This is a genomic window from Allobaculum fili, assembly GCF_020969955.1.
Lineage (GTDB): Bacteria > Bacillota_I > Bacilli_A > Erysipelotrichales > Erysipelotrichaceae > Allobaculum > Allobaculum fili.
In genome coordinates, this window is record NZ_JAHDSX010000016.1 from 1 (window position 1) to 20729 (window position 20729).

Here is a 20729-nt window from a genome sequence, read left to right on the forward strand (position 1 = left end):
AAAGAATTCATAGAAATACTCACCAGACACAAAGACCGGCCTATGGAAGAAATCAAAGATCTGCTCAGGATAGAAGCCTGTCAGGCACCTCAGCGCCAATCTGTCTATGAGCCTCTGGCCGCACAGGTAGAAGAATACCAGGCCCTCTTTGCCTAGAAAGCGAGTATGAAATGAACATTGAAGCTTACGCCAAAAGGCTGCGCCTGCCTTTTATCCGCCAGAACTATAAGGAACTGGCTGCCCAGGCGAGAGAAGATCACCTTGATTACGAAGAATTTCTGGAAAAGGTCCTCAAAGGCGAAACGATCAGCCGCAATGAAAACTGTATTCAGAAGCGGATCCAGCTGGCGCATTTCCCAAATCGGATGTCTCTGGAAGACTTTCAAACGGAACATTTGAGAATCGAAATCCAGCAGAAAGTAAAAGAGCTCTCAAGTCTGGACTTTATAAAAAATGGAGAAAACGTAATCCTGATTGGAAATCCAGGAACGGGAAAAAGTGCCTTGTCTATCTGTCTGGGTATGGAAGCCTGTCTGAACAATATGAGCGTTCTGTTTATCGGGGTGTCCGATCTGTTGATCGAGATCCGTGAAGCCATGAGCCAGAACCAGCTGCTTCGATATAAGAAACGTTTTGAAAGTTTTGACCTCGTGATATTGGACGAACTTGGATACTGCTCATTCGATCAGAAATCTGGTGAGATTCTGTTTAACTTGATTTCGAGTCGCAATGGCAAGAAGTCCTTGATCGTCACAAGCAATCTGGAGCTCAACCGCTGGAGCGAGATTTTCAAAGATGAAGTACTGACGTCAGCGATGATTGATCGACTGGCTTATAAGGCCTACATGATCAATATGACCGGCCAGAGTTACAGGCTTCGTGAAACCAAGAAATGGGTTGAAGAAAAATCAGGCGGAAAAAATCAGAAAAAGCGCGTCACCCCCCTAGGGGGTGAAGGGAGAAGGAACTGCTCTGGAAAGAGCAGTCTTCTATAACCCAAAGTGGACCAGTTTTCAATTGACAAAAACAGCTCCTTCTGCTCATAGCGGATTTCAACTTTTTCAATGCCATCCATCAGCTTTTTGGTCAGCCGGACGTATTCGCCCTCGCTCCGGCTTCGGCTTCTGGCTGCCTTTTGAACATAATCTTCGCAAAGAAGCGTACGAAGCGTATGTTCGAACATGCGAATTTCCTTGATCTGAAACCGTTCTTTGGCCTGTCGGTCCGGCGAGTCGTCCGCATTCAGTTCCAGAATGCGCTTTACCGTATCGTAGGATGCGGTCACAATCGACGGAAAATCGACGATATGAAGCGTATCGGCGGTGAGGAGGTACTGAAAGTTCAGAGGCCGAAAGCGCGCCTGTTCGATCCGGGCCGGACTGAAAATAGGATCTTTCCCCAGGAATTCTCGGACATCTTCCGTATGCAGAGAAGAGGGAAGCAAAATGTGAATTTTCCATGCGCCCTGGGAAATCAGCGTTTCGGCTATGTGCTGATCTTCGGGTTTAAAGATCGGGGGTTCGTCCAGTTTCTCAATCAGACGGAAGACGAAATTGCGCATGTAGGAAACTGCCAGCGCATTGGCCGCTCCGATGACCATCGGTGCCGTCACATCGGTCGTCTGTTCAATGTAATCGTGGATTCCGTCGATCGAACGATTCGTCCGTTCAATGATTTCATGAATCCGTTTTGCGGTCAGCTCCATCTCCTCCGTGTTCCAGGGATCAAACCGAAAAGCCGGCAGTGCGATTCCTCCGTTTACACCGGACAGATCTTCGGGCAGACGGACCGATTCGTCACTGAGCAGGATGACTTTTTCCGGACCGAGGGCCATGACACAGAGACCGATCTCAAAGAGCACGTTGTCCCGCATCGTCTTTTCCCGGATTTCTTCGCCGTTTCGAATGAGTGTCGTTTCATCATGCCCTTCGCAGATCAGAATGGCGTAGTCAAACGACGGAATCTTTTTGATGAGCATCGGCAGAAGCGCGATCTGCTCTTCGTTTACGGCCTGCGCGAACAGATCCCTCCATTCGCTGACCTGATAGTCATATTCTTCCAGGCGGTATTTCAAATGCTGAAGAATACCGCTTTTTTCGGAAAGACCGCTTGAAAACAGAACAATAGAAATGCCGTTCGCAGAATTTGTCATCTTTCCTCCCCGTCTATGCCTTTTCTTCTTTGGACTGTCCTAAAATAGGAATACATTCCCATACAAAAGGCCTGCCTTTATTATAAAGAGATTCCCGGAAGGAAAATCCAGAGGAGGAAAACGGGTACGTTTGCGTGTGCAGTCGGGATTCTTTCCTCACTTTTGCGTCCAGTATTCGGGGTACACCAGACGGCCAGAAAACATGGAGCAGGCCAGAACCCGTATAAAAAGCTAGACACTCATCTAGCTGGAAATCCACATAGAAAGAAGGAAAGAACAGAATATGATCACTTCAAAACCGATGACGCTTGCCGAAGTTTCCGGTATTGTGCTGGAACAGCTGCCCAAAGGCATTCTTCTGACGACGCAGGATGGCGATGTTCGCGATACCATGACGATCGGCTGGGGCGGCCTGGGAACCAACTGGGGAATGGATGTCTTCACCGTGTATGTGCGGGAAAGCCGCTTTACCAAAACGCTTCTCGATGCCAACCCCGTCTTTACGATCAGCTGCCCGATGCCCGGCATGGATGTCCGGTCGATTTTAGGCTTCTGCGGAACGAAATCCGGCCGGGACGTAGACAAGTTCGAAGCCTGCCATCTCCACACCGTTCCGGGCGAGGAAGTGTGTACACCGGCGATTCTGGAGTTGCCGCTGACGATTGAGTGTCAGGTGCTTTACGCCCAGAAGGAAGATCCGGCCAGCATTCCTTCCGAAATCCGGAAGCACTATTATCCAGAAGGGGACAATCATACAATCTATATCGCACACATTAAAGCGGTTTATCTCCTGCAGAACGACGAACAGTAAAACGGGTCTTCCGCGCGATACTGCACATTTCCATATACAGACAGACAAAGGCGGATCCTCCAGATAAAGGGAGGATCCGCCTTGATTTGTAAATTGAACGTTATTCGGCAAGTCCGGGAAGAAAAGGATCGGACTGCGGATTCATGGACGCAGCCAGTTCGCACCAGTCGCCAAGCCGTCTGGAAATGCCGGTAAAAAACGGGTCTGGCGGCGTATTTTCGGGACGGTGATGTTTCAGCATGTGTGCAGCTAGAGAAGCGATCTCGTCGTTTGTACGGGCGTAGCAGGCATAGCCGTGACGTTCGAAAAACTCCGCGTTCTGTGTTTCACATCCTGGAATCGCAAACGCAAGCAGCAGCGGCGTTCCGGAAGCGGCCGCTTCGGTAATGGAAAGGCCGCCTGGTTTCGTAATAAACAGATCCGCCAGCTGCAAGTACTGAAAAATGTTTTTCGTAAAGGCCACCGGGGAAATGGATGGATCGTTGAACTTTTCGATGCGGCGATACAGTTTCCGGTTGTTGCCGCAAAGCACGAGAATGTGCAGATCCGGCTGGTCTTCAAGCAGCGGCTGCAGGGAAATGAGCATGGGCCAGAGACCTTTAATGCCCATCGATCCGCCGCCGACTAAAACGTAGCGTCTGGAAGGACTCAGCCCTAATGCCTTGCAGGCTTTATCCCGGCTGGTGCGCAGATCGAACTTGCGATCGACGGGAATGCCGCAGGGGATCATGCGGGAGTGATCGACGCCTTCCTGAAAGAAGGTCTCCACCAGATCGGGATGGGGAATGGTCATCCAGTCCGTCTGAACGTCGCTTTCAAAGGGAATGCACGTATAGTCGGTGGGAATCATTACGCTAGGCGGAACGTGCAGACCATGGTTTTTCAGCCAGGTGAGCATGAGTCCCGGATACGGATGCGAACACAGGATAAGATCGACTGGATGTTCGCTCAGCCAGCGATGCAAAGCCAGAGCGGTCTTTTTCTGGACCGCCAGAACGGGATTGGGCAGGCTGAAGTTTCGCTCGCCTTCTTCGTACAGGCGGCCGAGCTGATAGACGGCGCCAAAGAGATGCGGCGAAAGCTGCACCATGGAAACGTAGGCGCTGCCGACGCGCCTGGCCATCTGCGGCGAGCGCAAAGAATACGGGTCGAAGAAATGTACGGTCCAGCCGCGCGCCGTGAGTTCGTGGACCATAGCGTGTGCGGCGGAATTGTGACCGCCGCCGGTCGAACAGGACAGAATCAGCGCTTCCATAAAAAGCTTACCTCCATATCCGGCCGGGCTTCTTTGGACAGGCCGAGTCTTGCGAGTACAGAAACTGAAGTCAGAGCCGCTCCACCGACTAAAACGGAAGCGGCCTGCAAAGCCAGACACATGGGGGCGTAAAGAATAAAGACAAGCCCCGTCATGTAGAAATTCGGACGAATTCGAATGACCAGCGTAAAGGTCAGAAAAAGCACGATTAAAGCCAGCGTGGGCAGAAAGCTCACCTGACCGGCCCATACGCCAAGGGCGGAGCCAAATGTGGCGGCGATGCCTTTACCGCCGCGAAAACGATAGAAAATGGGGAACAGGTGTCCAAAGACCGGCGCCCACATGACCAGCATCAGACTGCAGGGGATCAGGGCGCATTCTGGCGTGCGGGTGTACAGATAAACCGGAAGGAAGGCTTTGCCCAGATCGCCGAGCAGAACGAACAGACCGCACCAGAACCCGCCTTTTTCAAAGGCGTTGAAGGTGCCGGGATTGCCGTCCTCGGTTCCCAGGGTGGCGTCTTTTTTCGAAAACAGTGCCGAGTAAAGGTGAATATAGAGAATGCTCCCGGAAAGATAACCGAACAGCAGATAGGCGAATAGTGTCATCATGATTCTCTATATTATATCGAAAAGCCCTTCAGGACCTTTCAATCATGCCAAACGATTTTGTGAGATTGCCTATCGCATTGGATTTACAAAAAAGTTACGCACGAAAAAGGAGAAGCCAAAAGCTTCTCCATCAAAAAATCGCATAAAAAAAGCGGAGCGTTAGCTCCGCGATTGATCAAATGGCGCCTGAAACAAGACTCGAACTTGTGACCTGCCGGTTAACAGCCGGATGCTCTACCGACTGAGCTATTCAGGCATTTGATCTTGGCTCATCAGCGGCTTTTTCAACCCGCTCCCTGAGCGCAAAGATAATTTATCATTTTCCCCTAACCCCGTCAACAAATTTCATTCAAAAAATTTTAAATTCAGATTTAAAAGTATATGTGGGTCAATCAAAAACCGGAAAAATCCGATGGGTATAAGGGATTTCGCCATAAACGCTCCTCAGAACAAACCAGAAAAAAGTTTTCCACAAGGTCCGGATAAAACAGAAATGAGGCTCTCTGGACTCTATACGGGCATCCAAATGCAGAAGAAAATTTCAAAAAATGGAAATTTTCTCCCGAGAAACGCGTTCCACTTCAGAAAAAAAAGCCGATCCGGGCGGTTCAGGAACAAAATCCGGCTGCAAAACCAGACGCTTGAACCGTCTGCAGCACCGAGAGGAACAATGCAAGCGTTAAACCGAACCTCAGCAGAAAGGGAACAGGCTTCAAAGTTCGGTCGCTTTGGGAATGCGATAAGATGATCAGTGTATTTTGATATTGGATCCATCGCCTTAACCCCCATGCGTTTTTCTGGAATGGCTGCACATAGAATGAACCGCGAGAAGCAATACCAGAGAAGCAATACCAGAGAAGCAAAATGGGAAAAACAAAACGGGAAAAGCTGTGCAGAAAACACGGCGGGAGGCGACAGGCAAAACAGTACGTGATGGAACAGAAGCCGTACGGGACGAAATAAACGAAACAAACAGCACGAGATAATACAAGAAGGCAGGGGGAAAGTATGTTCACAAACACAGACAGCACAAAAATGAAGGATGCAAAGACTTTAAGCGAGACGTCTTCTCTTTTGAACAATTTGAAAGAGATCCAGACACTCGCTGCATCCTTGCCCGCAGACCGTCCCGATCCGTCGCGGATTCGGGCCGTTATTATGGATATGGATGGCACGCTGCTCAACGCGAAAGAAGAAATCTCCCCCAAAACCCGTGCGTATCTCATTGGGCTGGAACAGGCGGGCATCCGTCTGATTCTGGCTTCAGGGCGCAGCTATAAGCGGCTTCTTCGCTATGCGAACGATTTGAGAATGGACGAATACGGAGGACTGCTCATTGAAGTGGACGGCGTCGCTCTATACGATCTCTCTGCAAAGGAACGTACCAAATACCACGAGATGTCTTCGGAAGAAATCCGGGAGATCTACACGTGGCTGATCGGACAGAACGCGGAAAGCCAGGCCGTATTTGACGACGGCATGTTTGTCTATTTTTCTCCGGCGATACGGGAACATAAAATTTTGCTGCGCGGGGAAAATCATCTGGATGACGACTATCCCTGGACGGCAGGGCCATGGAAATGGCTGGCGGACATGCGCGACGGCTATCCGGAAATTCATTACGTAAAAAGCGCCGAGGAAATTTTCAAGCCCGTCAACAAGCTGCAGATCATGCAGGAAGAACAGCCGCTGATCGAACTCTTCGAACGGATGCAGGCGCGCTTTGGCGATCGGTTTTCGATTTATCGAACGACGCCGCGTCAGCTTGAAGTGCTGCCTCTGGGCTTTTCGAAAGGCGAAGGCCTTCGCCGGCTGATGGAACGGGAAGGCTGGCAAAGCGATCAGGTCATCGCGTTTGGCGATGGGGAAAATGACGTCTCCATGTTTGAAACCGTGCCTTTTTCCTTTGCGATGGGCAATGCGAAAGACTTCGTAAAACAGCAGGCGTGGGCTGTAACGGATTCCAATACGCAGGACGGAATTCGAAAAGCGCTTATGGCGCTCGGCCTGCCCGCAAACACGAAAGCCCATACCAAAAAATGAAAGCGAACTCTGCGTCTGCGCACGCAAATCGGCTTTGTTTTAAGCCTTTTTGAATTGTGTACTTCCCGATCGGAGTAAACGCGGACAAATCATTTGAACGATCGAGAACGACACGTTCGAAGATTTCGTGGGGTATAATATTCCGGCTTAGCCTTCCTGCCGGACAGTTCTGGCAGAGTGGAAAAGACGGTCGGCAATTTCAAAACGGAAAGAAGGAATTACATGAATCTGGTAACGGTCATCATTATGTCTGCGGCACTTGCCATGGACGCCTTCGCTGTTTCGATTTGTAAAGGTCTGGCCACAAAGCATGCCGACGGGAAAGTCATGCTCGCCTGCGCCTTGTGGTTTGGTCTGTTTCAGGGCCTCATGCCGGCTCTTGGCTACTTCTTCGGCGCGATGATTGTCGGCGCCGTACAGTCGTTCTCGAGCTGGATCGCCTTTGGCCTGCTGGCCTTCATCGGGATCAATATGATCCGTGAATCCGGAAAGGAAGAAGATACCGATTCTTCCATTGAAACCGGAGAAATGTTCATGCTGGCGATTGCGACGTCGATCGACGCGCTCGCTGTCGGCGTTTCCTTTTCGATGACGCCGGTAGAAATCGTCGCCGCATGGCCGGTCTGGGCGAATGCGATGCTTGCCTGTGTGATCATCGCGATTGTCACCGGAATCTTCTGCGCCTTCGGCGTATGGCTCGGTTCCGCCGCCGGAAGTCACTTCCAGAAAAAAGCCAAAATTGCGGGCGGTCTGGTTCTGATTCTGATCGGCATACACATTCTGCTTTCTTCTTACGGAATTCTCTGATCGCTTCGCAGGACCTCGTCCGACGGGCATCCAGGCGGAAGAAGAGGCAATTTGAAAAGAGAGTAGAAAGTTAAGAGCGTTGAAATGGCAGAACGGAAACACCGCAGGCGCGGCAAACCGAAATCTGCCGTTTTTACGTCGTATGACAGTACATACAACAGTACATACGACAGACCTGCGTCCAAACCGGAGCATGGTTTTTAAGAAAGGGTATCTATGGCTTATTTATGGCTTATCGTCGGCTTCGTCCTGCTGATTAAGGGCGCCGACCTGTTTGTGGACGGCGCAAGTGCCGCCGCACTGAAAATGAAAGTTTCGCCGGTTATTGTCGGTCTGACGATCGTCGCACTGGGCACCTCGCTTCCCGAAGCGTCCGTGTCCATTTCGGCGTCCATTGCCAACAGCAACGCTCTGGCAATTTCCAACGTACTGGGATCGAATATCTTCAATACGCTCGTCGTGGTCGGCGCCAGCGCGGCAATTACCCCGTTTGTCATCCATAAAACGGTTCTTCGCCGGGATATGGGGGTCAACATTTTCTGCTCGCTGCTTCTGCTTCTCTTCCTTCTCGGAGGAAACCTCAGCCGCGTAGAAGGCATTCTTCTTCTGATCATCCTGGCGATTTATCTTTACGTGCTGATCCGGGACGCGAAAAAGAACCCGGTCGAAGAAGACAGCAATGAAAAGCAGATGCCGACCTGGAAAATTCCGGTTCTGCTTCTGATCGGCATTGCGGCCATCGTTCTTGGCGGCGACATCACCGTCGACAGCGCCAAGGAGATCGCGGCGAGTCTGGGCATGTCCGAAAACCTGATCGGTCTGACCGTCGTTTCGGTCGGAACGTCGCTGCCGGAACTGGTTACTTCCGTGACCGCGGCGAAAAAAGGCGAAAGCGGCCTTTCGATCGGGAACGCCATCGGCTCCAACATTCTCAACATTCTTTTCATTCTCGGCGCTTCCGCGACGATCTCGCCGCTTAGTGCAGACATGTTTAACGTGATCGATTCCGCCATTCTTCTGGCCGTCGCCATCGGAATGTTCGCACTGTGCTGGTTCTCTCCAAAACTCAATCGAACCAAAGGCATCTGCATGATCCTGGTTTACTGCTGTTTTGTGGCCTATACCATCCTGCGCTGATCCATTCTTCTCGTTTTGCATCGAATGAAATCGAGATCCTGCTACAATTTCTGGTAAAGCAGGATCTTTTTTTCGCTCCGCACTTCGGTGTCTGAAGGAAAAGACATCATGCAGCAGCGGCCTAAAAATACAGGCGCCAGTACGGCTATCCTGCATCAGAGGAGAATTTTCCATGAAATTTGATAAAGTACTCGAAAATCGTCGAGCAATCCGCCGCTATAAAAACGAACCGATCGACCATGAGGACATCCGCAGAGTTCTCAAGGCCGCCATTCTTGCGCCAAGCTGGAAAAATTCGCAGTGCCCGCGCTGGTATGTGGTCACCAACGATCAGCTGCTCGCAGAGCTCCGGGAAAACGGTCTTCCGGCTTTTAACGCGAAAAACACGGAAAACGCCCCGTGCCTGATCGTCGTATGCTATGAACCGCGAAAAAGCGGCATGGGCAATGACGGCGAATACGCCAATGCGATCGGGGAAGGCTGGAGCTGCTTTGACTGCGGCCTCGCGGTAGAAAACCTCTGCCTCGAAGCGAAGCGTCTCGATCTCGGAACGCTCATCATGGGGATTTACAACGAACAGGCCATTCGTCAGGCGCTCTCTATTCCAGGAGAGCTCAAAATCATGTGCGTCGTCGCTTTAGGAAAACCGGATATCGATCCGGAAATGCCAAAGCGAAACAAGCTGAAGGATGTCGCTGTCTTCAAGGACTGATTCCTCCCGGACACTTAATCCTGCCCATTCCAGCCGCTGAATCCGCTCGTTCTACAGAAAACACACCAGCAGAAAACACAAATGGACAAGGCAGCCCGCGCGGAACGCTTCTCGTTTGGCACGGAACGGCTTTGTCCTTTTTCGTGTTCTGCGCTTTCTGGATCTGAGCTTTTTTCCTTTCTTTTTCATGATCAGGTGCTGTCCAGGCTTTGTGTGCGTCGTTTCAAACAGGGATAGGGAATAGACGAGATTCCCGCTACAATAGAATGCACAGGCCCGCAGAACCCTTTAACCGGAGAAAGGAGGCGAGGAGCGCGTGAAGAAACAGAACGTTCTGAAACGGACCGCCCAGTCGATTCGTCATTTTTTTGAACATATCCATTCGTATTGGGAACTCTGGAAAAATCGAAGAGAGTACGGGGCGATTGAGTCCAACGCGACGATTCGAGAAATTCACGCGTTTGATCGCGTTAAGCCGGGCGATCTCGTCTACTGTGAAATGCCCATGAGCGACTGGGCACTTGCGGATGTCCCCAAAGGCCATCGCTGCCGTCCTTACCTGATTCTGGCCAAAACCGAAGACGGCCTGATCGGCTGTCCTTCCTCGCACAAGCGCCGAAAGAAAATTTCCAGCTGGGTCCAGATGGAACTGAAACCGGAAGATTACGATCAGTTCATGCTGTTTGGATCCCGTTACCACGCGCAGGGCAGCACGTTTGTGGATCTGAGCCACTGGGAGGAAATCCCGGCGCGTAAAGTGCTCTCTCTTTCCACCAGCCTGAAAGAATCGGATCGACGCATTGCCGATCGAATTCTGCGCATGGTCGGCACTCGAAAAGTCAGCACGCAGAAAAGAAAAGGAAGTCCGAAAGAGGAAGAAACCGTCTGGCAGATTTCCGCGCGTCCCCAGTCCAGAATTCCAGGGGATATTGTTTCGCTTTCTTCCGGGGAGCCGTTTCTGATCAGTACGGTGGATCAGGATACAGCCTGGGGCTATCGGCTTTCTTCCCCCAGACAGTCTCAGCCCGATTCCAAGGTGCTTTCCGTCGAGAGCATCAATCATTACTTCTTCCCGTTCGCGTCCCTTCAAAAAGAGAAGCTCGAGCAGCCGGAGCAGTATCCGCTGATCAGCTTCTGCAAAACCTCTACGCTCCTGCAGAAAGAAAAGGAGCTCAAAGCGCGCAAGGCACAGGACGAGCAGAACGAAAACCCGGCTCGCAAAAAGACCGGTGCGGCTCCCGCGTTTGCCCGCAAGGAACGAATCCGGATCACCCGTCAGTGCGGCGGGATCTTTCAGGATTTCTTCAGCGAAAACGAATACGTGTACATGTGGACGTATAAGCAGAGCGAAAAGTATCTGGATCTCGACGAGTTTTATGACGGCAACGTGGTGATTCGTGAAATCGAACGAAATCGTCTGACCGAACTGGGAATGCTCATTGCGGACGACATTTTTGAAGAAGTACTCGATACGCTTGTAAAGCGCCGCTCACTCAGTGAAGACGAGGCACAGCTGCTGCGCGAAAACTTCTACAATCCGCCAGAAGCCGAAGAAGAGGCGCCAGCGGATTTAACCGACCTGACGGAAGAGAAAACGGAAGATGGCGTAACGGAAGAGCCAGGGATAGCGCAGGCCGAAGCACAGGAGATTCCAGAACCAGAGACAAATCCAGATCCGGATACGCAGACCAAACCGCAGCCAGACAATAAGATATGAAAAAACGGACAGATCGCAGAGATCTGTCCGTTTTGATTTAATGCGTTTGTCTTTGGCGACGGGTTTCTAGAGCATCGCTCTCTGACTGCGTTTCAGGAAAAACTTTGGATCCGCCGGCGTGAGCGAGGAAATCTCAAAGGTCAGCGCACTGTTCGCTTTGTGGCCGAGCGTCTGATAAAACGTTCCGCGGGCCGCATAGGCGGTACCGTTTGAGGATGTCGTGCTTTGCGGAGCTACATCCGGGGTGTCCGTTGGCGGAACCTGCGTTCCAGGATCATTGCCCGGATCATCTGGCGGCGTGCCTGGATCCGTTGGCGGGGTCGGAATGCTGGGATCATCGCCCGGATTCTGACCTGGAGGCGTCTGATTGCCGGGATCCTGATTGCCGGGATCATCAATTGGAAGATCCGGATCTTCGGAAGGTACTTCGGATTCTACATCCGGTACGCAGGCGTTGTTGTTGAGCTTATAGCCGTCCGGGCAGGAGCAGGCTCCGTTATCAAAGGAACCGCCGCTGGCGAGGCAGGCTTTACGGTTGGCTTCAAGAAGCTGGTTGGTGTAGCTGTCGCCGGCATCCGGATCGCCTTTTTCAAGGAATTCGGTTTTGATCAGACCGCCTTTGTAGTCGGAAATCTGATCCGGACGCTCGATTTCATGGTAGTTGCCGTTTGGCGCCAGGTAATCGAGCATGTAGCGGTTGATGTGGAAGGCCGGTGCGGCTTCGAGTTCGGTCCAGCCCATGTAGTAGCCCTGCATGAAGTAGGCAGGCAGATAGCCGGACCATGTCGCAATCGAATACGTTGAGGTGTAGCCGATGGACCATTCGTCTTTCATAACTCCGGCCGGGATGCCGTACTGGGCCCCTTCTTCTTCCCAGGAGGATGTACCGGATTTCGCGTAGGCCACATAATCCGGGCTGCCGAGGATTTCGTTGTAGTTCTGATAGCCGCCGTAAACAACTTCCTTGAGCAGCGTGCTCATCATGTAGGCGGCCTGTGTGGAAATCAGTTCGTATTCAGTCGAATCGCCGCTGATTTCCATGTTGTCGGAACGGCGGATGATTCGTCGGATCCGGTGCGCGTTGATTCGGGTACCCTGGTTGGCAAACATCGAGTACGCCGAAGCCATCTGGGTAGGGGAAGCGTACATGTCGGCACCGCCGATCGAATACTGCGGGGCGAAGAGTTCGGCGGTTCGCTCATCGAAGCCGAGCTTCTTACAGAAGTCTACCCAGTAATCCGTACCGGTCGCGTCGACAAGATCGATCATCGCTGCGGCGGCGGTGGTGTTTTTCGAAACGCCCAGCGCTCTGGCCAGCGACATTTTCCCATCGTATTTTCCGTCGGAGTTTCGCAGGTTGGATCCGCTGTGCCAGTAGTCTTCCGGTTTGTCGTCCACGATATGGGCGGTTGACCAGCCGAGAATATCAAAGGTTGAGCTGTAGGCGAGCAGCGGCTTCATGGCGGAACCCGGCTGACGGGTGTTCATGGAGTTGTCCTGCTTAACCGATACCGAATCGGAATGGTAATGACGGCCGGCACCGACGGCGATAATTTCACCGGTGCTGTTGTTGATGATCGTCGTACCGAAGTCCATCATCTCGTTCGGGAAGGCGACGACTTCGCCGTTCATGATCTTATCGAGCTCGCTTTGCGCGCCCTGATTCAGAGCGGTGTAAATGTCCATCGGGATAATGGCCGGGTCCTGACCGGTCAGGCTCTGTGCTTCCTGAATGACCTGGTCAATGTAGGCCTGGTTCGGGTCAACGGAAATGGTTTCGTGATAGTTCAGCGCGAACGCCAGATCTGCGTTCTTTTCGAGGTTGTATTCCTCTTCGGTGATGTAGCCGTGGTTGAGCATCAGCTGAAGCGTCGTGTTTCTTCGCTCCTGTCCGGCGGCGAGATGGTCGATCGTATCGGTTTCATCCGACGCGTTGTGGATGTTGTTGAGCGGGTTGTTGGTAAACGGCGCGTTGATGCTTCCGGCAAGGAAGGCGGCTTCGCCAAGGTTCAGCTGCGAGACATCCTTATCGAAGTAGTAGCGCGCGGCTTTCTGTATACCTCGTGTGTTGTTTCCGGAACCAAACCAGATTCGGTTCAGGTAGAACTCCATAATGTCTTCCTTGTCGATGGTCTGTTCCGCAATGAGAGCCAGGTAGATTTCCTGGATCTTCAGCTTGATTTTATCGAGGGTGGAAAGCGAACCTTTTTCCGCTTCCAGCTTGGCTTCCTGGTTTTTGGTGAAGGCGTTGTCGATCATCTGCATGGTCAGTGTCGAACCGCCCTGGCCAAGACTTCCGCTCTGCAGGTTGGAAAGAGCGGCTGCCGTGAAACGCGGAAGGTCAAAACCGTTATGAGTAAAGAAACGGGAATCCTCTACCGCCAGGAAGGCGTCGATGACATTTTGCGAAAGCTGATCGTACGTAATGTCGTCGCGGATTTCGGAACCAAATTCATAAAACATGTTTCCGGAATCATCAAAGATTCGGGAGTTGGATAATGTGGACAAGCCGTCCTTGGAAAAGCGCATGCCTTCCGGGTCGTTAATAATATTGACGAGCACGAAGAAGACCGAAACGCATCCGACCAGAAACAGGGTCAGAACGGCGATCGCGATCTTGTTCCAGGCATCGAGCGTCTTTCGCGGCTTGCCAGTAGGGCGGGCGGAAGGTTGGCGCCCGTGTTGCTGCTGTGCCATTTTCTATTTGTCTCCTTTCAAAGGGGTTTCCATATAATAAGCTGCATATTTCTCGTCGACTGCAGACAGGTAGTCGACTCTTGGATAAAGTCCTTCTTTAAGCAGAATCCCATTCTGTTCAAACCATGAAACAGGAATGGATTTCGCCTGCGTCTGCTGGTGTGCGGCGATCAGATCGCCGGCATCGACCAGATACGTTTGCATCAGACTTGTAAAGCGTACAATAAAAAAACCGATCCCGCCCTGTTCCTGAACACGCTGAAGGTGTTCAATCTGATGTTCCTGGACGAGATATTTAGGAAAGCTTGTACGGTTCTGCGTCTGTTTGGCTTCAAAGTCTACGTATCTTCCTCGATAGAGACCGTTGTAGTCGGTCGTGGAGGGCGTTCGATAGTAGGCTTCCGTGATTTTCGCACGGCCCCGGCTGGGGTAGTCCACATGGACGACCTGTACAGGGGTCGGCTTTTTATAGATCAGGGCCCGCTTCATCTCCCGGTAGTACAGATTGGAAGCGTTGAGATCGTCTTCCAGACTGGACCCCCGGTCTGCATGGTTGTCGCTCATGCGGCGCACGCCCTGCGCCTTGTGCATTCCGGCGGGATATTTTATCTGACTCATCGTCTGAATTATATAGAAAAACCATGGCGCTTTCAACGAACCAGACGGCTCGTCCCGTTCCATGCAAAAAGACATATTCAGGATATTCCCGCTTTATTTAAAGGATATTAAGTGTTTGTTTTCGTTTTCTTAAATTCGGCTTTCACGAGCGTAAGACGATGGAGTCACATATTGTGAAATTATACTATAAAATCACAAGAAAGGAACCTTAAGGATTGAGGTGTTTCTTTTCATTTGATATAATGACAAACGCAATGGAGGAAGTTCACATGGCATTCAGATTAACCGCCCAGCAGATTTACGATAAGGAATTCCCGTCCAAGGAAAAAGGCTACGACGCCGATCAGGTTGACTCGTTCCTGGACGATATTATTGAAGATTATCAGGATTTTGATGATCAGAGCAGAGAACTCTCCTCCGCACTGATTCATTCCAACGAACGCGTGGTCCAGCTTGAACAGGAAAACAAGGACCAGGCCGCAAAACTCGCCGACCTTCAGGAACAGCTGAAGGCGCTCACGGAACAGGTGGCAAACCTGACCGCGGAAAACGAAGCGCTCTCCAGCCAGGCCCAGGAAGCCAAAGAGCAGGCGGAAGCCAGCGCCAAGGCGCTTGAAGAAGCTAAAGCGGCAGCCGAAGAAGAAAAAGAAGAAGAGAAAGCCGAACCGCTCACGCTCGAAGAGCGCGTAGCCCGTCTGGAAGCGGCTGTATTCGCTTCGCACTAATTTTAATTTTAATCGATTCTTTGAATCGACAAATGGTTCTGAACAGAACGACGCAGCTGCTGGCAGCCTGACTGCCAGAGGAAAGTCCATGCTCGCACAGTCTGCGATGACTGTAGTGTTTGTGCCAGCCGAATCAATAAGACTGGGGTGTTCGCAAGAACATACGGCTGTACGGAAGCCTAAAAAAGGAATCCTCCTTTCATGGCCGACGTCTTTAAAAGTGCCACAGAGACGAAGCTTTTTCGGAAACGAAAAAGGTGGAACGGGTAAACCCCTCAAGCGAGAAACCCAAATTTGGTAGGGGAACTGTCCGAGGCCAACTGAAGCCAGAGACAGATGCGTACGCATAGATAAATTGCTGCGGCTTTTTGCTTTCGCGAAAAGAACAGAACATGGCTTATGACTTTTGCTCAGACGTTTGTACGTCCGGATTCGTCCGGGCGTTTTTTTATGCCTTCTGCATCGAACAAAGAAAAAGGCCAGAACGGATCGGGAAGATCCGTCCTGGCTGTCTGCAGACCATGGGTAAGTTTGAAACGCCGGGTCTGCCGATACCGTTTTTCTAAACGTGGAAGGAAACTCGTTTGGACAGCGCGCGAACGAGCAGCGGAACGAGAATCAGATCGACGATCAGGGTCGGAATCATATAGGAAGACTGATAGACGATGGATCCCCACCAGGTAACGCCGTAGAAGACAACGCCGGAAATGGTCGAGGACAGAAAGCGGATCAGGTTGGTGATCAGCACACCGGAATAAAAGTACTTCCAGTTTGGGAACAGGCATGCGATGCCGTACACGGAAAAGGCGATGAAATAATCGAGCAGAAACTGTGTAAAGCCCAGAATATACATCTGTCCGGTAACAAACTGAATCAGAACCGAAAGCATGGCGGTAATCAGACCAAGCTGCCAGCCGAGATGATAGCTGGCCAGAAGAAGCGCGATAGTTCCCAGACCGAGCGTTCCGCCCTGCGGCATACGGAAGAGCGGCAGGGTATTGCTCAGGTAGTCGAGAACAAAAAACAGCGCCAGATACATGGCCATGTAGGCGATGCTTCGGGTGGTAAATTTGCTGTCCTTGCGGACACTCGTTTTTGAACGATCAGACATTTTCGTTTTCTCCTTTTTATACGCAGAAGAAAGCCGGATTTTCATGACTGCACGCCGTTCGTGCACCAGAGAGCGAAATACCAGAAGAAGGCTGAACGCTTTTCCTTTGCGCCTGAAAAGAATTCTCTTCCTTATTCTGGACCATTCAATCGAGCAGCGAACGAACAGACGTATTGTAATACGCAAAGAGGACGGGCGCCTGAAATTGGACACGTTCGCATTCAATTCTTCCTTTTCTCTGTGCGTTTTCCTTCTCTATGCGTTTTCCTTCGTTTACACTGCCGCTTTTCGGCCGAATCGAAACGCTTCCCCTCGTCTGAGTTATTATTTTTGGCTCATTTTCACTAGAAAAATGGTTCGATGAAAAATTTTGTGGAATTTGGGATTCTTGGTTGATGGGTTTCTTGAAGCATCGATGATCTTAAGAAAGAAATACCCATCATCCTTGAAACCATAAGCCTGTCGTCTGACGGTCTTGATCTTGTTATTGATTCCTTCAATCTTTTCTGAAGATATCCCGTAAATGGCATGCGAAAGGATCCCTTCATAATGGTTCTCGCTGAGTCGCGCAAACCATTTAAAGTGCTTGTTTTTCGTTCCTTTGCACGTGTCAATCAGTGAATTCAGCAGCTGCGCCATCTCCTCTGGATCTGAGCGTTTGAAGGCTCTTTCCAGCTGGTCTTTTACCAGATCGCAGGTCATGAAGAGAGAGTTCACCTTGAGCAGTTCGTTATACCGTTTGACAAAACCTGTTTTGGCAAGAACTGGCTTTAACCCAAACAAGGTGTTCTCGCCACCCATCATGGCTCCAGCCTTCCCTTTTGCATCTTTGGAAGCCAGCGTTGCCTTAGAAGACATCAGAATATACTTCGACCCTTTGAGAAGCCTGGCCTGCACGATTTCACCGCTTGCGATCAGCTCTCTCTCTGAGCATCCTTCCGGACTTCAGAGACCACTTTATCGTTAAAATTCTTAACGATATGAAAATAGTCAAATACGATAGAAATCCATGGGCATCGATCTTGAAATGCTTCCTGAAAATCAGAGTTCATGTCACAGGCAACAGCTTGAACATGACTCATCCATTCAATACCCGCATGATCAATAAAATCGTATACGACCTGTTTCTACTTGCCTCTGGCAATCCAAAGAACATGGCCGGTTTCCAGATCGATGATATGGGTGGCGTATTTATGGCCGTTATGAAGCTTGAATTCATCGATAGCCAGATATCGACTGCAGGTATCGGTTTTCTTCAGCACTGGTCCGAGTTCCGTCTGATCCGTATAAAGCCTGCTCAGCCTGGCTTTATCAATCTCGCCAACGAGATGAGCTCCGACACCAGTCCGCTCAGCGATTTCCTTCAGGGTATAGCGGCCGCTTGCCAGCAGATCTTCAATGTACGATTCGAGAGCTGTAGTAATCGTATGCTTCTGTGCTCTGAATGGAATAGATCGCATTTGTGTATGATGGCCGTTCTCGCAGAAGAGGCGCTGAACCTTCACGGTGACATGGATATAAGTCAAGCCAAAGGGAAGGTGGCGTAGTGTGATTGAACGAGATGATTTGATGTGCATCTTCTGACCGCAAACGGGGCAGATTCGTTCTTCATCAGTGACTTCACAGAGTACTCCGTCACACTGATAGATGGAATGATTTCCGGAAGCATCGATCCGGGAATAAACACCTGACTGGGTAAAGCCCGGCAGCGATGAGGGAATGAAAAGCAGACCGTTATTCGATTCATTGGAAACTTGAAAAGCAGCTGAAGAGTTAGTAGAGTACATACGGGATCTCCTGTATCTGGTAGTCTTGATCGACTTTTCCAGCTTACGGAAGACCCTTTTTATTTTCTATATGAAGACATTGGCTCGGAGGATCCCACAAATATTTTCGTAGAGCCATTATTTTTCGGAGGTGCGAATCATGTCTTCAGGAATCATGGATGGATCAAACATGACCTTGGAATGGTTGTTCCAGATCAGCTCGCGGTTTAGGAGATAACCGTCAGCATCGCAGACTTCCTTATAAATTTTGCTGATGCGGTAATAGGTATCGCCTTCTTTTTCAAAATGATGATCGTCTTCCGTGATGCGATAAGTCTGATCAAATGGATGGATGCTGCGAAGTTCCGCCGTCAGGGTGTCGTCCGGGCAGATGATCACCAGCTGGAAATCCGCATCCGTTTCGTTTTTGAAACGGTAGTCCACATAGTTGTAGGCAACCGAGGTTCCGTTGGCCATGGGAATGCGATGGTCGAGATCGCACGCCAGCGCATCGGAATGCTGGTGGAATTCGGTAATGGTTAAAGGACTGCGTAAAACCGCGTTGCAGATCACGTTGGCCAGATTGCACAGACCGCCGCCCACATCCACGATCAGACGGTTGTCCTTAATGACACGTCCTTCACGGTAGCCTTTCTTACGAGAAATGGAACCGACGGTTTTCCAGAAGGAGAAGGTTTCGCCTGGATGAATGATCATGCCGGTCAGCTTGCTGGAAGCGATGTGGACATTGACTGCTTTGTTTTCCTGCGTGACGGGATCGATTCCCGGTCCCTTTTTCATCATGGGAACGGAATAGGAAGCCACCACATACGGAAGCGGTTCCTCCTGCCGTGTTCTGGAGATGGTTTCTTTCGAGACCAGGTCCTGTATGTTACGAACCAGAATGCCTTTGTTTACCGACAGCTGCCATAAAAACGGATAGCGTTCGGAAAGAGGTCTGCGCTCACTCATGCCTGTTCTCCTTTCTTCAGACGGATATGACCTAGCCGATGATCGTATCGGCCGTTTTGAAACAGTTTCAGAAGAGCGGCTTCTACATAGCGGGTTTTTCCGATCTTCTGTCCCGGAACGGTAATGTAGTGGACCAGAATACTGGGGATACCTGCACCATTGGCACAGACAATATCCTTGAAAATCTGATCGCCGATGACTACGGCCTGATCCGCCTTCAGATTCAGCATCTCCAGGGACTTCCGGCAGGCAGCGGGATCGGGCTTGCCCGCTTCGGCAACGTATGGCGAATCGATATTTTTCAGAAAATCCAGAATACGCTCTTCGCTGTTATCCGAGAGGATCAGCGTCTGAAAGCCGAGCTGATGCAGTCTGGCAAACAGCCCGTCCACTTCGGGTGTGGATGGAGCGCCATGATGAACGAGCGTATTGTCGAGATCAAAAATCAGCCCGCGAATGCCCTGAGCGTAGAGCTTTTCATAATCGATCGCAAAAACCGAGGGGACGTATTCATACGGATAATACTTTTCTAGCATGTCGTCTCCTTTTTCGTTTCAGCCGCCCTGTCTTCTGCAGATTTGTCTTTCGCTGCCGGGCGTGCCGTATCCCCAGTATTCTCCGTGTTTGTCAAAGGCGTCTGCATATACTGGCAGACCGTTTCAATCTGCTCATTGATCGGGCCGCCAAAATGATTTTCGAAAAAGGCGCTGCCGATCGTAAAGGCCCAGGGCCTGCAAGCGCGCAGCGTGTCGAGACGGCCATAATCGTTAATGCTTCCCGCAACGCATACCGGAAGCGGGCAATGGGCGACGAATTCACGAATCAGCAAGTCTGCATCTTCGGGACTTCGATAGCCAAGCAGATCGATGCCGTCCACGCCGGCTTCGGCCAGGGCTCTGGCTTCTTCAAGCATCTCCAGGGCGCTTCCATATAAAATGGAAGGCCGCTCTTCCACTCTTCCGACAAAAGGCATGTACTTCAGACCCGCTTTTTTGCAGATGGCGTGAATGGCCGGCGAGTACTTCGTACCCATCATCATTTCAAAGCCGCATTCCACGGCAAGAAGGGCGCCTTCGAGTCCTTCTTCTTCGCTGTAGGCGACGACTTCAAGCGCCGTGTGCTTGCCGCAGTCTTTCATGCGATGACACAGTGCCTTCATCTGTTCAAGCGGCAGCGGTTCTTCTTTAAAGCCAAACCATGCCGCGGGGCTGTTTCTGCACTGTTCAAAGACAGCCTCTGCGTCGGGAATGGTCAAATCGTTATGCGTAAGCATGACAATCAGCTGGGGAAAATCTTCCATTCAGGAGCTCCTTTCTGCGTTGAGACGGATTCAGATCCGTATCCATAAATCTATAGAACGGTCAGCCGCTGGAATCGAGAAGATCCCGATCCCATAGGCTTTAGACAACCGGTTTTAGACAATAGGGGTAGACAAAATGGAAAAAAACAGGCTCTTTGTACAGATGAAAAATGTATAGAACCTCTTACAATCTTCAAAAATAAATCATTTTTCCAGCCCTGTACAGAAAGAGCTCCTGCAAAAACCAGGGATCGTCTTGGGATCAAGCAGGAAAGAACCATTCAGAAGAGCTTTC

Annotated in this window: 19 protein-coding genes, 1 tRNA gene, 1 other RNA gene and 2 pseudogenes; 9 read left to right on the forward strand and 14 right to left on the reverse strand. The window is 50.8% G+C overall.

Annotated elements, in window-relative coordinates:
* Nucleotides 1-170: 170 nt before the first annotated feature.
* Entirely contained in the window at nucleotides 171-995 is an 825-nt protein-coding gene (gene istB / locus Afil_RS05185; RefSeq protein WP_230267507.1) for an IS21-like element helper ATPase IstB, read from the forward strand.
* On the opposite strand, the gene Afil_RS05190 is transcribed toward istB, so the two are convergent.
* On the reverse strand, nucleotides 923-2152 hold the full coding sequence (locus Afil_RS05190; protein WP_230267508.1) for a TIR domain-containing protein: 1230 nt from the start codon (nucleotides 2150-2152) through the stop codon (nucleotides 923-925). The genes istB and Afil_RS05190 overlap by 73 nt on opposite strands.
* 283 nt (nucleotides 2153-2435) lie before the next feature.
* Between Afil_RS05190 and Afil_RS05195 the strand changes: the two genes are divergently transcribed.
* Nucleotides 2436-2963, forward strand: coding sequence for a flavin reductase family protein (locus tag Afil_RS05195; protein WP_230267509.1), 528 nt, complete (start codon nucleotides 2436-2438; stop codon nucleotides 2961-2963).
* A 100-nt stretch (nucleotides 2964-3063) separates the two neighbouring features.
* On the opposite strand, the gene Afil_RS05200 is transcribed toward Afil_RS05195, so the two are convergent.
* From Afil_RS05200 to Afil_RS05210, 3 genes are all read right to left on the reverse strand, one after another.
* On the reverse strand, nucleotides 3064-4218 hold the full coding sequence (locus Afil_RS05200; protein ID WP_230267510.1) for an MGDG synthase family glycosyltransferase: 1155 nt from the start codon (nucleotides 4216-4218) through the stop codon (nucleotides 3064-3066).
* Nucleotides 4206-4829, reverse strand: a complete 624-nt coding sequence (locus Afil_RS05205; RefSeq protein ID WP_230267511.1) for a glycerol-3-phosphate acyltransferase — start codon at nucleotides 4827-4829, stop codon at nucleotides 4206-4208. The genes Afil_RS05200 and Afil_RS05205 overlap by 13 nt, the downstream gene beginning before the upstream one ends.
* A gap of 180 nt (nucleotides 4830-5009) precedes the next feature.
* Nucleotides 5010-5085: transfer RNA gene (locus tag Afil_RS05210), tRNA-Asn, on the reverse strand.
* 752 nt (nucleotides 5086-5837) lie between these two features.
* Between Afil_RS05210 and Afil_RS05215 the strand changes: the two genes are divergently transcribed.
* The 5 genes from Afil_RS05215 to Afil_RS05235 all read left to right on the forward strand — a co-directional run bounded on the left by Afil_RS05215 (nucleotide 5838) and on the right by Afil_RS05235 (nucleotide 11245).
* Nucleotides 5838-6872, forward strand: a complete 1035-nt coding sequence (locus tag Afil_RS05215; RefSeq protein ID WP_230267512.1) for a Cof-type HAD-IIB family hydrolase — start codon at nucleotides 5838-5840, stop codon at nucleotides 6870-6872.
* Nucleotides 6873-7094: 222 nt separating this feature from the next.
* Nucleotides 7095-7679 (forward strand): manganese efflux pump MntP, encoded by a 585-nt coding sequence (locus tag Afil_RS05220; protein WP_230267513.1) that lies wholly within the window; start codon nucleotides 7095-7097, stop codon nucleotides 7677-7679.
* A 216-nt stretch (nucleotides 7680-7895) separates the two neighbouring features.
* The gene (locus tag Afil_RS05225; RefSeq protein ID WP_230267514.1) at nucleotides 7896-8816 is read left to right on the forward strand and encodes a calcium/sodium antiporter; all 921 of its coding nucleotides are present in this window, start codon (nucleotides 7896-7898) and stop codon (nucleotides 8814-8816) included.
* Between the two features lie 172 nt (nucleotides 8817-8988).
* Entirely contained in the window at nucleotides 8989-9528 is a 540-nt protein-coding gene (locus Afil_RS05230; RefSeq protein WP_230267515.1) for a nitroreductase family protein, read from the forward strand.
* A gap of 316 nt (nucleotides 9529-9844) precedes the next feature.
* Nucleotides 9845-11245, forward strand: a complete 1401-nt coding sequence (locus Afil_RS05235; RefSeq protein ID WP_230267516.1) for a hypothetical protein — start codon at nucleotides 9845-9847, stop codon at nucleotides 11243-11245.
* A gap of 66 nt (nucleotides 11246-11311) precedes the next feature.
* On the opposite strand, the gene Afil_RS05240 is transcribed toward Afil_RS05235, so the two are convergent.
* Together Afil_RS05240 and recU are read right to left on the reverse strand one after the other, a co-directional pair.
* The gene (locus tag Afil_RS05240; protein WP_230267517.1) at nucleotides 11312-13942 is read right to left on the reverse strand and encodes a transglycosylase domain-containing protein; all 2631 of its coding nucleotides are present in this window, start codon (nucleotides 13940-13942) and stop codon (nucleotides 11312-11314) included.
* Between the two features lie 3 nt (nucleotides 13943-13945).
* Entirely contained in the window at nucleotides 13946-14560 is a 615-nt protein-coding gene (recU, locus tag Afil_RS05245; RefSeq protein ID WP_230267518.1) for a Holliday junction resolvase RecU, read from the reverse strand.
* A gap of 269 nt (nucleotides 14561-14829) precedes the next feature.
* Between recU and Afil_RS05250 the strand changes: the two genes are divergently transcribed.
* Together Afil_RS05250 and rnpB are read left to right on the forward strand one after the other, a co-directional pair.
* Entirely contained in the window at nucleotides 14830-15285 is a 456-nt protein-coding gene (locus tag Afil_RS05250) for a DivIVA domain-containing protein (RefSeq protein WP_230267519.1), read from the forward strand.
* A gap of 44 nt (nucleotides 15286-15329) precedes the next feature.
* Nucleotides 15330-15690: RNase P RNA component class B (gene rnpB, locus Afil_RS05255), an RNA gene on the forward strand.
* Between the two features lie 157 nt (nucleotides 15691-15847).
* Here rnpB and Afil_RS05260 read toward each other — a convergent pair.
* The 8 genes and pseudogenes from Afil_RS05260 to Afil_RS05285 all read right to left on the reverse strand — a co-directional run bounded on the left by Afil_RS05260 (nucleotide 15848) and on the right by Afil_RS05285 (nucleotide 20434).
* Entirely contained in the window at nucleotides 15848-16396 is a 549-nt protein-coding gene (locus Afil_RS05260; RefSeq protein ID WP_230267520.1) for an energy-coupled thiamine transporter ThiT, read from the reverse strand.
* Nucleotides 16397-16720: 324 nt separating this feature from the next.
* Nucleotides 16721-17293: a transposase gene (locus Afil_RS05265; protein ID WP_256460724.1), complete on the reverse strand. Its 573-nt coding sequence runs from the start codon at nucleotides 17291-17293 to the stop codon at nucleotides 16721-16723.
* Nucleotides 17294-17310: 17 nt separating this feature from the next.
* A pseudogene (locus Afil_RS11355) lies at nucleotides 17311-17508 on the reverse strand (transposase); the annotation flags it as partial.
* Between the two features lie 15 nt (nucleotides 17509-17523).
* Nucleotides 17524-17856: a transposase gene (locus Afil_RS05270; RefSeq protein WP_230267521.1), complete on the reverse strand. Its 333-nt coding sequence runs from the start codon at nucleotides 17854-17856 to the stop codon at nucleotides 17524-17526.
* 27 nt (nucleotides 17857-17883) lie between these two features.
* Nucleotides 17884-18183, reverse strand: a pseudogene (locus tag Afil_RS11360) (transposase family protein); the annotation flags it as partial.
* A gap of 117 nt (nucleotides 18184-18300) precedes the next feature.
* Nucleotides 18301-19134, reverse strand: a complete 834-nt coding sequence (locus tag Afil_RS05275) for a VanW family protein (RefSeq protein WP_230267522.1) — start codon at nucleotides 19132-19134, stop codon at nucleotides 18301-18303.
* Nucleotides 19131-19670, reverse strand: a complete 540-nt coding sequence (locus Afil_RS05280) for a YqeG family HAD IIIA-type phosphatase (RefSeq protein WP_230267523.1) — start codon at nucleotides 19668-19670, stop codon at nucleotides 19131-19133. The genes Afil_RS05275 and Afil_RS05280 overlap by 4 nt, the downstream gene beginning before the upstream one ends.
* Nucleotides 19664-20434: a beta/alpha barrel domain-containing protein gene (locus Afil_RS05285; protein ID WP_230267524.1), complete on the reverse strand. Its 771-nt coding sequence runs from the start codon at nucleotides 20432-20434 to the stop codon at nucleotides 19664-19666. Before Afil_RS05285 ends, Afil_RS05280 begins: the two co-directional genes overlap by 7 nt.
* Nucleotides 20435-20729: the final 295 nt, after the last annotated feature.